General features: G+C 73.1%; 15 protein-coding genes. 5 read left to right on the top strand and 10 right to left on the bottom strand.

Annotated features, from left to right (window positions below; all coding sequences use genetic code 11):
• Positions 1–15 precede the first annotated feature (15 nt).
• The 5 genes from AFM16_RS24940 to AFM16_RS24920 form a co-directional block, all read right to left on the bottom strand.
• Positions 16–384, bottom strand: coding sequence for a TadE/TadG family type IV pilus assembly protein (locus AFM16_RS24940; RefSeq protein WP_030783634.1), 369 nt, complete (start codon positions 382–384; stop codon positions 16–18).
• A gap of 1 nt (position 385) precedes the next feature.
• Entirely contained in the window at positions 386–715 is a 330-nt protein-coding gene (locus AFM16_RS24935; protein ID WP_051780285.1) for a hypothetical protein, read from the bottom strand.
• A 131-nt stretch (positions 716–846) separates the two neighbouring features.
• Positions 847–2,094, bottom strand: a complete 1,248-nt coding sequence (locus tag AFM16_RS24930; protein WP_078634673.1) for a CpaE/TadZ family protein — start codon at positions 2,092–2,094, stop codon at positions 847–849.
• A 13-nt stretch (positions 2,095–2,107) separates the two neighbouring features.
• Positions 2,108–2,815, bottom strand: a complete 708-nt coding sequence (gene cpaB, locus AFM16_RS24925) for a Flp pilus assembly protein CpaB (protein ID WP_078634672.1) — start codon at positions 2,813–2,815, stop codon at positions 2,108–2,110.
• 73 nt (positions 2,816–2,888) lie between these two features.
• Positions 2,889–3,764, bottom strand: a complete 876-nt coding sequence (locus AFM16_RS24920; protein ID WP_245177792.1) for a hypothetical protein — start codon at positions 3,762–3,764, stop codon at positions 2,889–2,891.
• 238 nt (positions 3,765–4,002) lie between these two features.
• Between AFM16_RS24920 and AFM16_RS24915 the strand changes: the two genes are divergently transcribed.
• On the top strand, positions 4,003–5,694 hold the full coding sequence (locus AFM16_RS24915; RefSeq protein WP_030783620.1) for a chitinase: 1,692 nt from the start codon (positions 4,003–4,005) through the stop codon (positions 5,692–5,694).
• Positions 5,695–5,776: 82 nt separating this feature from the next.
• On the opposite strand, the gene AFM16_RS24910 is transcribed toward AFM16_RS24915, so the two are convergent.
• Entirely contained in the window at positions 5,777–6,289 is a 513-nt protein-coding gene (locus AFM16_RS24910; protein WP_179123308.1) for an ATP-binding protein, read from the bottom strand.
• A 126-nt stretch (positions 6,290–6,415) separates the two neighbouring features.
• On the opposite strand from AFM16_RS24910, the gene AFM16_RS24905 reads away from it, so the two are divergent.
• Together AFM16_RS24905 and AFM16_RS24900 are read left to right on the top strand one after the other, a co-directional pair.
• Positions 6,416–7,267 carry a helix-turn-helix domain-containing protein gene (locus AFM16_RS24905; RefSeq protein ID WP_078634670.1) on the top strand — a complete coding sequence of 284 codons (852 nt, stop codon included), beginning with the start codon at positions 6,416–6,418 and terminating at the stop codon, positions 7,265–7,267.
• 10 nt (positions 7,268–7,277) lie between these two features.
• Positions 7,278–7,469, top strand: coding sequence for a hypothetical protein (locus AFM16_RS24900; RefSeq protein ID WP_078634669.1), 192 nt, complete (start codon positions 7,278–7,280; stop codon positions 7,467–7,469).
• A gap of 7 nt (positions 7,470–7,476) precedes the next feature.
• Here AFM16_RS24900 and AFM16_RS24895 read toward each other — a convergent pair whose 3' ends face one another.
• A complete protein-coding gene (locus AFM16_RS24895; RefSeq protein ID WP_030783608.1) occupies positions 7,477–7,848 on the bottom strand; it encodes a hypothetical protein in 372 nt (123 codons plus the stop codon).
• A 119-nt stretch (positions 7,849–7,967) separates the two neighbouring features.
• Here AFM16_RS24895 and AFM16_RS24890 point away from each other — a divergent pair, with 119 nt between their 5' ends.
• Positions 7,968–8,483 (top strand): SigE family RNA polymerase sigma factor, encoded by a 516-nt coding sequence (locus tag AFM16_RS24890; protein WP_030783605.1) that lies wholly within the window; start codon positions 7,968–7,970, stop codon positions 8,481–8,483.
• Positions 8,484–8,545: 62 nt separating this feature from the next.
• Positions 8,546–9,799, top strand: a complete 1,254-nt coding sequence (locus AFM16_RS24885) for a hypothetical protein (protein ID WP_078634668.1) — start codon at positions 8,546–8,548, stop codon at positions 9,797–9,799.
• A gap of 31 nt (positions 9,800–9,830) precedes the next feature.
• Here the strand turns inward: AFM16_RS24885 and AFM16_RS24880 are convergent, their stop codons facing one another.
• The 3 genes from AFM16_RS24880 to AFM16_RS24870 all read right to left on the bottom strand — a co-directional run bounded on the left by AFM16_RS24880 (position 9,831) and on the right by AFM16_RS24870 (position 13,796).
• Entirely contained in the window at positions 9,831–10,259 is a 429-nt protein-coding gene (locus tag AFM16_RS24880; RefSeq protein ID WP_037874919.1) for an ATP-binding protein, read from the bottom strand.
• Between the two features lie 164 nt (positions 10,260–10,423).
• A complete protein-coding gene (locus tag AFM16_RS24875; protein ID WP_078634667.1) occupies positions 10,424–11,374 on the bottom strand; it encodes an anti-sigma factor RsbA family regulatory protein in 951 nt (316 codons plus the stop codon).
• Positions 11,375–11,444: 70 nt separating this feature from the next.
• The gene (locus tag AFM16_RS24870) at positions 11,445–13,796 is read right to left on the bottom strand and encodes an ATP-binding protein (RefSeq protein ID WP_078634666.1); all 2,352 of its coding nucleotides are present in this window, start codon (positions 13,794–13,796) and stop codon (positions 11,445–11,447) included.
• Positions 13,797–13,907 lie beyond the last annotated feature (111 nt).

Raw genomic sequence — 13,907 nt, 5'->3', positions numbered from 1 at the left:
TCCTTCTCCTGGACGTCAGTGGTCGACCGGCATGGTGGCGGTCTTGCGGGCGGTGCCGAAGTCCCCGATGCCGGGGACGACGGACGGGATCGTGATCTCGGCGGTGACCCGGACCTCGTCGCCGAGGCCCGCCTCGGCGCAGGACACGTCGAGCCAACTGCTCACGGCGCGACCGCAGTCGCCCTGGGTGTCCCCGTCGAGGGAGGCGCTGCGGGCGCCGGCGCGGGCGGCCGTGCCGGCCTGCTGGGCGGTGTAGGCGATGATCCCGAGCTGGACGGCGGCCAGGGCGACCAGCAGCAACAGGGGCAGGAACCCCAGGTACTCCAGGGCGACTTGGCCCCGGTCGCCCCGGCGGGCCCGCCCGCGGCGCCTCGTGTACGGCATGTCAGTCACCGTCGTCTTCCTCTACGGCGCCGGCGTGGCCGTGCACCGGGAACGGGAAGTCGATCAGGCCGGGGAAGAGCACGGGGACGCGCAGGGTGACGTCGGCCGTCACATATCCGGCACCGCCGCAGGTCACCTCGGCGTTCCCCCTCCACGCGTCGCCCAGCTTGCTCAGGCCCGCCTCCTGGCAGGCGGCGGTCCGTCCCCCGGGCGGCGCGGCCGTTCCCGCGCGTACCGCCTCGTCGGCAGCATTCCCCGCGAGCGTGAACGTGTATCCCACGAGCACGAACTGCCACACCACGACCAGGGTCACGATGATCAGCGGGGTCATGCCGAGGAACTCGACGGTGACCTGCCCCCCGTCCCGGTCCCGGTCCCGAACTCTGCCCCGGTCCCGAACCCTGTCCCGTTCTCGGTCCCGGACCCGTTGTCGGTCCCGTGCTCGGCGTCGCGTCACGGCGTTCACTCCTTCCGCCTGCGCAGTCCGCCCGCGCCCCGGTCCCGGCCGCGTCCGCCGCGCCGTTCGAGCGCGGTCTCCGGAGCCTTGACCAGGCCGAGTTCGGCCGCGAGCGCCCACAGGGCCTGCCGTACGGCGCCCTTGCCGTCGAGGTCGTGGACGCGGCCGGCGTCGACGGCGGCCTGGAGTTCCCGGAAGTTCGCCGGGATCGTGGTGGCCGCGACGGCGGTGCCGGTGATCCGCTGGATGAGGGGCGGCTGGATCTCGGTGGTGCGGGTGTGGCGGTTGACGACGACGGTGGTCTCCTCGGCCTTGCGGATCTGGAGCCGGTCCCACATGCGGACGGCGCGTTTGGCGCCGCGGACGGCGACCACGTCGGGGGTGGTGACGAGCAGGGCGGTGTCGGCGAGTTCGACGACGGTGGCGCCGGCGCCGCCGAGCTGGGCGCCGCAGTCGACGACGACGACCTCGTAGCGGGAGCGCAGGGCGCTGACGATCTGGCGGGCGGCGCGGTCGGTGACCTCCTCGCCGCGTTCGCCCTCGGCGGGGGCGAGGAGGAGGGCGACGCCGCTGTCGTGGCGGAAGACGGCCTCGGCGAGGATGCGGGGCGAGATGTCGGTGATGGCGGCGAGGTCCACGACCGAGCGGCGGAACTGGACGTCGAGGTAGGAGGCGACGTCGCCGGTCTGGAGGTCGAGGTCGACCAGGGCGGTGGGGCGGCCGGACGCCTGGGCGGCGAGGGCGAGTTGGACCGCGGTGAGGGTGGTGCCGACACCGCCCTTGGCGCCGCTGACGGTGACGACGGTGCCGCCGGCGCCGGTGAACACGTCGGCGCCGTGGCCGAGATGGCGTCGTACGCCGACGGACCACTGGGCGACGGCCTGGACGCGGTGGGCGAGTTCCTCGTAGCTCAGCGGGAGGGTGACCAGGCCGCGGGCGCCGGCGTCCATGGCGGCCTGGAAGAGGCCGGGGCCGACGTCGGTGGTGACGAGGATGACGCCGACCGCCGGGAAGCGCAGGGCGACCTCGTGGACGAGTTCCAGCGCGGGGACGGGGCCGATGCGTTCGTGGACGACGACGACCTCGGGGAGTTCGTCGACGGACTCGGCGGCGAGCCGGGCGAGGGTGTCGACGAGCTGGGTGGAGTCGCCGACGGGGGCCACGGGTTCGGCGTCGGGGAGCTGGCTGAGCAGGGTGGTGAGGGCACGGACCGCGTCCGCGTCGCCGACGGCCGGGAGGATCCTCGTGGGCATGGGCGGCGGCCTCTCACTTGTCCGTGGCGAGTTCGTACGTACGGTCCTGGTCGGGGACCGAGGCGCTGCTGCCGGGGGCCACGAGCGCGAGGCGGACGCGCTTGGCGAAGGACTCGGCGTAGGTGAGGCGCTGGGCGTCGAGGGCGGAGAGCGCGAAGGTGATGGGGACGGCCTCGGTGGCGGAGCGGTCGCGGTCGTCGGCGTCGGGCCGCAGGGCGGTCAGCTCGCCGACGTCGAGGACCCGGGCGCCCGTGACGATGATCTTCGACTGGTCGGGGTCGCTGTCGCGGGCGCCCTCGAAGGTGGCGTAGACGTTGACGGAGGAGCCGGGGGTGATCTTGCCCGCGACGCCGGTCGCCGCGTCGATCATGATGGCGACCTCCTGCTGTCCGGGGCGCAGTGCGGGCCGGTCGACCAGCATGTCGCTCTGGAGCAGGGAGCCCTTCTTCAGCGTGGTCACGGCGATCTTCCCGCGGACGGCGGCGAGGTCGGTGACGGCGTTCTCCGACAGCCAGCGCTCCGGCATGCTGATCTTCTTGAACTGGCCCGCGTTCAGGGCGGTGTAGGGCGCGACGTCGGAGCGCAGCTCGTAGGCGGTGACCTCGGGCCCCACCTTGGAGTTCACGTCGTCTATGACGGACAGCACACCGGCGAAGGCGCCGAGGGCGCACAACACCGACAGAAGCAGAAGGATCACGCCGCGGCGCTGACGGGAGTTCATGGACCGTGCAACCTCGTTGGGGGTCGGGTCGTGCGGGAACGGGACGACGGAGCGGAACGGCGGGCCGGGAGGTTCAGCCCGTGGTCAGGGCGCGGTTCGGGCGGACGGGGCGGGCGTTGAGTTCGGAGGGGGGTGGTGGGGTGGCGGAGCAGAAGACGCAGCGGTCGCCGATGACGTCGATGCCGCACCAGTGGCAGACGCCGCGCCGGACCGAGGCGACCAGTTGGTAGAGGACCGAGAGATCGGGCAGGTAGGCGCAGAACTCGACGAGTTTGCCGGTGCCCCACCAGGCGGCGGACTCGGCGGGGGCCTCGGTCTCGCGCAGGCCCTGTACCTTCCAGGCGGGGGCGAGGGTGCCGGTGACCCAGTCGGAGGGGAGCTGGCCGCGTCCCACGAGCAGCCAGGTGCCGAACTCCGGTCCGGGCAGGGTGACATCGGGTCCGGCCTTGACCAGCGTGGGCTGGGGGTGGGCGAGCACCGCGAACTGGCTGCCGGGGACCCAGGATCTGGCGTGCGAGGTCAGGCCGACGACGGGCACCCGGTCCAGCCGGGCGACGGAGCCGAGGAGCGCGCCCGCGTGGAGGTAGTGGGTGAGCAGCCGGCCGGCCGAGGCGAGCACGCCGGGCCCGAGGTCGCAGGAGGCGAGCTGGCGCAACTGGCGGGCCAGGACGGCGACTCCGAGCGGGGGCAGGTCGGGGCGGAAGAGCGCGATGCGGTCGCTCTCCAGGAGGGCGCGGATGGTGTGCAACCGCTGTGCCACGGCCGGGGGTGTGGCCCGGGAGTACACCACGATCACGTGGCCGTGCTGTTCGACGAGGGTCTGGACGGCGGCCAGGGCCTGGTCGAGCGGCAGCCGGTCCAGGCCGTCGAGCACGGCGGCGGGCAGGGTCCGTTCGTCCTGCGGCGGCAGCGCCAGGTCGGCGCCGGTCACGGCAACGGCAGTTGGCACGCGCAGCTCCCCGATTCCGCGGTCCGGCCCACCGGGGTGACGCCGGTGCGCCGGGGTGACTTCATTGCGTGACTACGTCAGCACTGTATCCACGGCCCTGTGGCCGGAGAACAGCTTTCCGTAGCTGGTAGGCAACTGTTCTTCTCGCAAGTCGCGGCAAACCGGGGCAGGTTGCGCACACCGACTCTCCACATACGGATCTCTTGACAAGAGAATTGGTCTGGACCAACTTATTGTCATGTCCCCACATAAAAGATCGACACGGCTGTGGTCGGGCGCGGTGACCGCCGCGCTGGCCCTCACCCTGGCGGGCGCGGCTCAGGCGTCCGCCGCGGACGTGAACAACGCCAAGAACGCCGGCTTCGAGTCCGGCCTCTCCAACTGGACCTGTTCGGCGGGCAGCGGTACGACCGTCTCCTCGCCCACGCACGGCGGCGCGGGCGCGCTGAAGGCCACCCCGGCCGGACAGGACAACGCCCGGTGCTCCCAGACCGTGGCCGTCAAGCCCAACTCGACCTATTCGCTGGGCGCCTGGGTACAGGGCGGCTACACCTACCTCGGGGTGACCGGCACGGGCACCACGGACGTCTCGACCTGGACGCCCGACTCGCCCTCCTGGAAGCAGCTCACGACCAGCTTCACCACGGGCTCCTCCACCACCTCCGTGACGGTCTACACGCACGGCTGGTACGGCCAGGCCGCCTACTACGCCGACGACATCTCGGTGTTCGGCCCCGACGGCGGCGGGGGCGGCGACCCCGAACCCACGATCCCGGCGGCACCGGCCGGCCTGAGCGTCTCCGGCACGACCTCGTCGTCCGTCTCCCTCGCCTGGAACGCCGTCTCCGGCGCGACCGGCTACAACGTCTACCGCGCGGGCACGAAGGTGACGGCGGTGACCGGCACCTCCGCGACCGTGACCGGGCTCGCCGCGTCGACCTCGTACAGCTTCCAGGTGACGGCGACCAACGCGGCCGGTGAGTCCGTGAAGTCGGCGGCGGTGACCGGGACGACCACGGCGGGCGGGGGCGGCGGGGGCGGTTCGCTGCCCAAGCACGCCGTGACCGGCTACTGGCAGAACTTCAACAACGGCGCGACCGTCCAGAAGATCTCGGACGTCCCCGCCCAGTACGACATCATCGCCGTGGCGTTCGCCGACGCGACGGCGACCCCGGGCGCGGTCACCTTCAACCTGGACTCGGCCGGGCTCGGCGGCTACACCGTCGACCAGTTCAAGGCGGACATCCGCGCCAAGCAGGCGGCCGGCAAGAAGGTCATCATCTCGGTGGGCGGCGAGACGGGCACCGTCGCGGTGAACAGCTCCGCCTCCGCGACGAACTTCGCGAACTCGGTCCACTCGCTGATGCAGACGTACGGCTTCGACGGCGTCGACATCGACCTGGAGAACGGTCTCAACGCGACCTACATGACCCAGGCGCTGCGCTCCCTGTCCGCGCAGGCGGGACCGTCGATGATCCTCACGATGGCGCCGCAGACCATCGACATGCAGTCGACCTCGGGCGCCTACTTCCAGACCGCGCTGAACGTGAAGGACATCCTCACGGTCGTCAACATGCAGTACTACAACAGCGGTTCGATGCTGGGCTGCGACGGCAAGGTCTACTCGCAGGGCTCGGTGGACTTCCTCACCGCGCTGGCCTGCATCCAGTTGGAGGGCGGCCTCGCCCCGTCCCAGGTCGGCCTGGGCCTGCCGGCGTCCACGCGTGGCGCGGGCAGCGGGTACGTCTCCCCGACGATCGTCAACAACGCCCTCGACTGCCTGGCCAAGGGCACGAACTGCGGTTCCTTCAAGCCGTCCAGGACGTACCCCGACCTGCGGGGCGCGATGACCTGGTCCACGAACTGGGACGCGACGGCGGGCAACGCGTGGTCCAACGCGGTGGGGCCGCACGTGCACGCGCTGCCGTAGCTCTGTGCGGAGGTTTGATCCACGGCCGTCCGGGACCTGGCCCCACCAGGCTCCGGGCGGCCGTCCGCCGTGTGTACGGGGCTCAGCCCGTGACACTGTGCGCGGCACCCCTGCCGTACGCCGCCGCGGTCGCCCTCGGCAGGCTCGCCCACGCGCGCGTGCCTCCGCCGGGCTCCCGTGCCGCGCCGAAGCCCCAGTCGCCCTCGCAGGCGCGGCAGACGCAGGCGAGGACGCGCAGTGCCGCGCGGCGGCGGGTGTCGCAGGCGGCGGCGAGGTTCGGCTGGGTGTGGCGGGGGTGACTGTCGTAGGCGATCACCCGCAGCGTGGAGTTGCGATAGCGGAGGGAGAGATAGAAGTCCGGGGACTGCGTGAACTGCGCCGCCACGGCCGTCAGTTCGCCCACCACCTGCAACGCCGGGTCCAGCATGTCGCTCAGCCCGTGAGCCCCCAGCACCTCCCGCGCCACGGCCCGCGCCCGCCCGGGACTCGCCAGCGACGCGGGCAACGTGAGGCTGTAGGAGAGGGTTTCGGGGATGGGCGGGGTGAAGTCACAGGGGAACGCGGGGGCGAGGGGGCAGAGGTGAGGCATGGCCATGAGGGGCTCCAACTGCGTTGTGTAGCTTGTCCTTAACTGAATGTAAGGCACGCCGGGTTATGTTGCCCCCTCATTGGGAGAACATGGGCCCCGATAGGGTGATCCCGGCTTGAAGGAGGGCATCGCATGGCCGCGAGGACGTCTCCGACCGAGCGTCAGAAGAGGCTCGGGGCGGAAGTAAGGAGAATGCGGACCGCCGCCGGTCTGACCGGGGAGTACGCGGCGGGGCTCCTCGGCGTGGACCGCGGCAAGATCTCCAACATCGAGTCGGGGTCGCGTGCCATCAGCCCCGAGCGGCTGCGCACCCTGGCCTGCAACTGCGACTGTGACGACCAGGCATACGTCGACGCCCTGGTCGAGATGGCCCAACCGGCCGAGCGGGGCTGGTGGGAGAGGTACCGAGGCAGCCTCCCGGCCGGGATCCTCGACATCGCCGAGCTGGAGCACCACGCGGTACGGATCCGGAGCGTGCACCTGATCCACATGCCGGGGCTGTTCCAGTCCAGCGACTACGCCCAGGCCGTTTTCAAGGCCGTGCTGCCGCCGCTGCCCGAACACGAGGTCGCGCTACGGCTCGCCCATCGGCTGGAGCGCCAGCGGGTGGTGGAGGGCGACAGTCCCACCCCGTACGTCGGGATACTGCACGAGGCCGCGCTGCGCATGCAGTTCGGGGGACGCAAGGTCGCACGAGGGCAGTTGGAACATCTGCTCGCCGTGTCGGAGCAGCCTCATGTGACCCTGCGGGTCATTCCGTTCGACGCGGGTTCGTTCCCCGGCGCCGGGCAGACCGTGGTCTATCTGGCGGGCCCGGTCCCTCAACTGGACACCGTCCAGATCGACAGCGCGCACGGACCGGAATTCCTTTACCAGGAAACGCAGTTGTCCAAGTACCGCACGCAACTGGACTGGATGGAGGGCCGTGCGCTGTCCCCCGAGGAGTCGTACGACCTCATCCGGAGTATCGCCCACCAGCTCTGAGGAGACGACCATGCCCGAGATCACCTGGGAAGACCCGTACTGCGGCGAGGGATCGGCCTGCTTCCGCCTGGGTACCGACCCGGAGGGCAACGCCTACATCGCCATAGCCGGCGCCGAAGACACCTACCTCACCGACACCCGCGAAGCGCTCCGCACCATGATCCTCGACATCAAAGCCGGCAAAGCCGACCACCTGCTGTGAAGCCACGTCAGCCCGTCGGGCGGTAGTAGCCGAGGACCCAGGCCAGTTGGGGGAACCAGGCCCGCAGCCGTTCCGTCGGCTTCGCGCGGACCACGCCCTCGTACACCCTGCCGTCCAGGTGGACGACCGCGACCATCAGGGACTTGGCGTCGTCGCTCGCCTTGTAGTGGACGCTGCGGATCTCCGGCCAGGTGAACTCGACCGTGATGCCGTACATCTCGAAGGCCACGCCCGTCGCGTCGACGACGATCGAGTTGCGCCGGTCCACGGCCAGGAACTCGGGCAGTGCCCCGCCGGGCGGGAGGTACTGCGGCCCCTCGGCGAGGTACTGCGGCGGGGGCGGGCCGAAACCGGGCGGCGGCGGGGGCTGGGCTGTCACAAAGGAAACCTACCCGCCCCCGCCGCGAAGCGATTTCCGGCCCCCTGAAACATTTCCGGGGGCCCACCGCATCAATGAGGTGAAGGGCGACGCGCACACGGACTCTGGGGGGACCACGCATGAGGCAGGCTCGCGCCGACGAGTACGCCGAGTTCGCGGCGGCGCGCGCCGGACACCTGTACCGGTCCGCCTGTCTGCTCACCGCCGGGGACACGCATCTCGCCGAGGATCTCGTCCAGGAGACCCTCGGCAGGGTGTACGTCCGCTGGGGGCGCGTCTCCCGCGCCGACAACCCCGCCGCCTACGCGCAGACCGTCCTGACCCGCACCTTCCTCGCCCACCGGCGCCGCCGCAGCAGCCGGGAACGGGCCGTGGACGCCTTCCCGGACGTGTCCGACGGCGGCGGGGCCGACTCCGACACCACGCTGCGGCTCACCCTGCTCCAGGCCCTGGCCCGGCTGCCCGCGAAGGACCGCGCTGTCGTGGTCCTGCGGTACTGGGAGGACCGTTCCGTCGAGGAGACCGCCAAGGCCCTCGACGCCAGCTCCGCCGCCGTCCGCACCCGCTGCACCCGCGCCCTCGCCCGGCTGCGGGAACTGCTCGGCGAGGACGTCGGCGAGTACGCCCGGCCCTGAGCCACGCCCTCGGGGCCCTTGACACCTCACCTCATCACCCGCTCGTGGAACGGTGGTTCACCATGCCCTCGCACCAGCCCGACGACCCCTTCGAGAGCCGGCTCTCCGACGCCCTCCACCACGCGGGCGGCTCCTTCGACTCCCCCCGCACCGAACTCACCGCCGCCGGGGCCCGGCGCGGCCGCCGGATGCAGGTGCAGCGCCGCGCCGCGGTCGCCGGCAGCGCGGCGGCCCTCGCCCTGGTGGGCGTGGGCGGGGCGCTGATCCTGCCGGACGACCACGCGCCCGACACCCGCCCTGCCTCCCTCGCCGCGGGCGACCGCACGGCCGAGAAGAAGACCGTCTCCGGCGACGACCTGGTCCGTACGCTCCGCGAGCTGCTCCCCGAGGGGACGTTCACCGCCGCCGAGACCCGCGGCACGGACGACGAGCTGCCGCCCCTGGTGACGGGTGTGTTCGACGACGGCGAGGGCCCAGGGGCGCTCTCCCTGGGCCTGGACCGGATCGCCGCGGACGGCGACGAGCCGATCGATCCGCGGGCGCTGGTGCTGCCCTGCCCGGAGAAGGGCCAGGGGGACATGGACAGTTGCACGACCGAGCTGCTGTCCGACGGCTCCGCGCTCACCGTCTACCAGGGCTACGAGTATCCCGACCGCCGTGCGGACACCAAGGCGTGGGGCGCGGACCTGGTCACCCCGGCCGGGTACCGGGTGAGCCTCCTGGAGTGGAACGCGCCCGCCGAGAAGGGCGAGCCGGTCAGCCGGCCCGAACCGCCGCTCACTGTCGCCCAGTTGAAGAAGGTGGCCGGGGCCGAGGTGTGGCGCGGGATCATCGCTTCCCTGCCCGTGCCGGAGAAGCCGGTGTCCGCCGGTTCGGGGCCGTCCGCGCAGATGCCCGCCACCGTGGTGATGCGCAAGCTGGCCCTGCTGCTGCCCAAGGGGCTCGACCGGACGGCCGCCGACAGTCAGGAGGGGTTCGGCTCGTTCGTCCTCGACGACGGGAAGGGCGCCAGCCTGGTGCAGGTGAATGTGCAGCCGGGCATGTCCGACGTCGCCGGGGAGCTGTTCGGCGCGGACGCCGAGACCCTGCCCGACGGCACCCGGGTCACGACGCGCCAGGTGCCCGGTGAGAAGGGCGGGGCCGGGGTCGTGTGGTGGACCGTCGACACCCTGCGCACGGACGGGCTGCGGGTGGTCGTCAGCGCCTTCAACACGGGCGACCAGAACAAGGACGCGACCCGTGCGAAGCCCGCCCTGACGATGAAGCAGCTCCGGGACATCGCGCTCAGCGCCCGCTGGACGAGCGACGAGGACTGACCCGAGAGCAGAGGCGACCGGGTCCGGACGCTCAGGTGCCGGTGCCGCACTCCGACGGCACACACCGCCGCGCGCACCCGCACGTGCCGAGTTCGAACCACACCGTCTTGACCTGCCCGTCCCGCAGACAGCCCCAGTGCCGGGCGAGCGCGTCCACCAGGAACATCCCGCGGCCGTTCTCCCCGCCGCCGGCCGCCCGCACCTCGGGGACGCGGCGGCCGGTGTCGGCGACCTCGCAGCGCAGGGTGCCGTGCGCGGCGGACAGGGTGAGCCGGAAGCGGCTCGCGGAGTGCAGCACGGCGTTCGTGGCCAGCTCGCTGACCAGCAGTTCGGCGGTGTCCACCAGGTCGCCCCGGTCGGCGAGCCCCCACCGTTCGAGCTGCTCGCGCACCTGCGCGCGGGCCGCCCGGACGGCGGTGGGCCAGGGCTCGTACTCGACGCTCGAATGTCCCGCTCCCAAGGGCGGTTGGGGGTATGCGCCGTACTGAGGGTGGGGGTCCGGGAGGGGGCCGCCCCCGGAGATTCGCAGCATGAGGTCAGAGTGCCCCCTGTGGTCCCGTGGCGCACGGGGAGGACTACCCGTTTCCGTACCCGCCCGTGATCCTTCCGGGCGACCGGGGGCGCTCATCCGTACTGGAGGCGTACGGACGTGCCCCCGCCGGCGGCAGCGCGGAGGTCGACGTACGCGCAGACCTGGCGGGCGAACCACAGGCCCTGGCCGGGTGCCGGGGCGGCCGCGTCGGCGGGCGGCACGAACCCGAGGAGGGGGTCGTCGACCCGTTTGGCGAGGCCCACCTCGCAGACGCAGCCGGGGGCCTCGCCCCACAGCAGGGCGCCGGTGACGGGGCCGAGGGCGGCCGCCTCCGCGACGGCCGCCGCGAACAGGTCCGCGTCGGCGGCGCCCAGCCCGCGCGCCACGGCCCAGCCGCGCACGGCCTCCGGCACCGGCTCGGGCAGCAGCTCCGCCTCGGCGGGCACGGGCGGCAGCGGTACGGCGTCCAGCTCGACGGCGATCCGCGCGGGGTCGGTGTAGACGCCGCTGCCGGGGTGGGCGCGGCGGGCCGCCTCGATGACGACGGACCCGGCGGTGCGGGTGTCGTAGACGCACATCGCGGTGGTCGCGGTGGGGGCGAAGAGAAGGTTGGCGAGGGCCTCGTAGCGGATCCACTCGGCGCTCTCGCGCGGGGAGCGTCCGGCGCGGCCGTTCCACACGGGTTCCATGAGGAGGTGACAGCGGCCGCCGGGCCCGGCGTCGGTGGCGAGGTGGCGGGCGGCGCGGGCCACGGCGTTGGCGGCGGAGCCGGTGTACCAGTCGGTGTGCGGGACGAGGCCGACGTCCTTGGCGCCGGTGCCGAGGGCGTCGCGCAGGAGGTCCAGCTTGTCGGGGGCGACGATGGCGAGGGGTGGCGGCTCGTCGGGGGCGGCCAGTCCCTCGGCGAGGAAGGCGAGGGCGGCGGCGACGAAGTCCTCGTCGGTGCCGCAGACGGTCATGCGGTGGTCGAACCCGCCGTGCGGGGCGAGGCCCTCGGCCGGTGCGGTGGTCGGGGCGGTGGTCGGGGCCGGATGGGCGGTCATGGATCCCCCTGGGGGTGGTCGGCGGGTGCGGGTGCGGGGCCGGGCGGTCGGTTCGCCTGGTGGCGGCTGGTCAGCGCTGGGCGGCCACCCAGGCGGCGATCTGGCTGCGGTTGCTGAGGCCGAGCTTGCTGAGGATGCGTTCGACATGTCCTTCGGCGGTGCGGCGGGCGATCACCAGACGGTCGGCGATCTGCTGGTTGGCGAGCCCCTCCGCGACCAGCGCGGCGACCTGCGCCTCCCGGCGGGTGAGCCGGACGCCGTGCGCGGAGCCGGAGGGGCGTTCGGGCGGGTCGCCGCCGTTCTCCTCCAGGGCGTAGGCGACGACGTCCGGGAGGGCGAGGGCGGCGCCCCGGTCGTAGCCGCGGCGCAGGGCGGCCGGGCCGAGCGCGGCGCGGACGCGCTCCTCGCCGGCCCGGCGGGTGGCGTTGAGGGCGGCCGAGCCCCAGCGGTCGCGGTCGATGTCGGCCCAGGCGCGGTCGGCGCCGCCGAGCAGGACGGCCGCCCGCTGGTGGGCGCCGCGCTCGGCGGCGATCCGGGCCAGCAGGTCGAGGGTGAGGCCCATGCCGATCACGTCGTGCACGGCGAGTTTGAGCCGCAGGGCCTCCCTGCCGTGCTCCTCGGCCCGTTCCCGGTCGCCCTTGACGCTGTGGGCGAGCGCCAGGATGCGTTCCACGTACGACAGCACCCACCGCTCGCCGTGCGCGGCGCAGAGCGCGCGGGTCTCCTCGCAGACGGCGATGGCCTCGTCGGCGCGGCCCAGGAAGGCCAGGGCGCAGGCGAGTTCGACGCGGTCGAGGCCGACGAGGCTGAGGTGCTGGCCGGGCAGCGGGCCGCGGTCGACGCCGGCGCGGAAGTGGTCGAGGGCGCCGGTGAGGTCGTCGCTGAAGAGCCGGATGACGCCGACGACGTAGTCCGCGTGCGCCGCCTCCGCCGCGTCGCCGAGGCGGTGGGCGAGGTCGCGGGCCTGTTCGGCGCGGCGGCGGCCGCGGGTGAGGTCCTCGGGACAGCCGGCCAGCAGTCCCGCGACCCAGAGCGCGCGGGCCCGTTCGGGGGTGGGGTCCGGGTGGGCGTCCAGGGCGCGGTCGAGCCAGTAGCGGCCCTCGCGGGGTGCTCCGCAGGCGTGCCAGTGGAACCACAGGGTGCCGGCGAGCCGCAGCCCGGCGAGCGCCTCCCCGGGGGTGGTGAGGCTGAAGTCGAGGGCGGCGCGGATGCTGTCGCGGTCGGCGCGCAGCCGGGCGACGACGGCGGGCTGGTCCGGCCCGAACCAGTCCCGTTCGTACGCCTCCACATGGCGCTGGAGGTGGTCCCGGTGCCGGATCCGCGCGGCCCGCTCCTCCCCGGGCCGCTCCCGGAGCCGTTCGAGGCCGTAGTGCCGGAGGCTGTCGAGCAGCCGGTAGCGGACCCCGCCCCCGCCGGTCGCGGCCTCCCGGCACAGCACGGACTTGTCGACCAGCCCGGCGACGGCTTCGAGGACGGCGTGGGGGTGCAGGGGAGAGGCGTCGGCGGCGTCGGTGCCCTCCGGGTCCGTGCACACTGCCTCGGCCGTCTCCAGGTCGAAGCTTCCGGCCAGGACGGAGAGGCGGGACCAGGCGAGTCGTTCGCTCGGGTCGCACAGCTCGTGGCTCCAGTCGACCGCCGCCCGCAGGGTCTGGTGGCGGGGCAGGACCGCGGGGCTGCCGCCGGTGAGGAGGCGGTAGCGGTCGTCGAGGCGGGCCAGGAGCTGGTCGACGTCGAGGACGCGCATCCGGACGGCGGCCAGTTCGATGGCGAGCGGAAGGCCGTCGAGGCGGTGGCAGAGCCGGGCGACGGAGGCGCGGTTGGCGGCGGTGAGGCGGAAGCCGGGGACGACCGCGGCGGCCCGGTCGGCGAAGAGGGCGAGCGCCGGGTAGCCGTCGGCGGCGGACAGGTCGTCGTCCGGATCGGGCACCGGCAGTGGCCGTACGTCCATGAGGTGTTCCTCGGTCAGACCGAGCCGGTGCCGACTGGTGGCGAGGACACGGACGCCGGTGGTGCCGCGCAGCAGCGCGCCGGCGAGTTCGGCGCAGGCGTCCGGCAGATGCTCGCAGTTGTCGACGACCAGGAGCAGCCGGCGGTCCCGCAGATGCCGTACGAGGGCCTCCAGCGGGGGGTCCGCGGAGTGGTCGTGGAGGTCGAGCGCGTCGGCGACGGCGTGCGGGACGAGCGCGGGGTCGTGCAGGCCCGAGAGGTGGACGAAGGGGACGCCGTCGGGGAAGGCGCGGGCGACGCGCGCCGCGATCCGGCCGGCCAGGCGGGTCTTGCCGACGCCGCCGGGGCCGGTCAGGGTGATGAGCCGGGCCCTGGTCAACAGCTCGCGCGCTTCGGCCAGTTCGGTTCGCCGGTCGACGAAGCTGGTCGTCTCGACCGGCAGATGACAGTCCCGGCGCGGCGCTGATCCGCCCATGATCAGCCAGTCCTCTGGAGGGGTGCGTTCCTGCGGACCATCAGGCTTCCCCGGGGCCTACATATATGCACGTTCCGCTCACACGGGTGGGTGCACTTTGCCGTGGATCGC

Source organism: Streptomyces antibioticus, from assembly GCF_002019855.1.
Classification (GTDB): Bacteria; Actinomycetota; Actinomycetes; order Streptomycetales; family Streptomycetaceae; genus Streptomyces; species Streptomyces antibioticus_B.
Note: the sequence above shows the minus strand (reverse complement) of the source record. Positions and strands in the feature narration are given on the sequence as shown.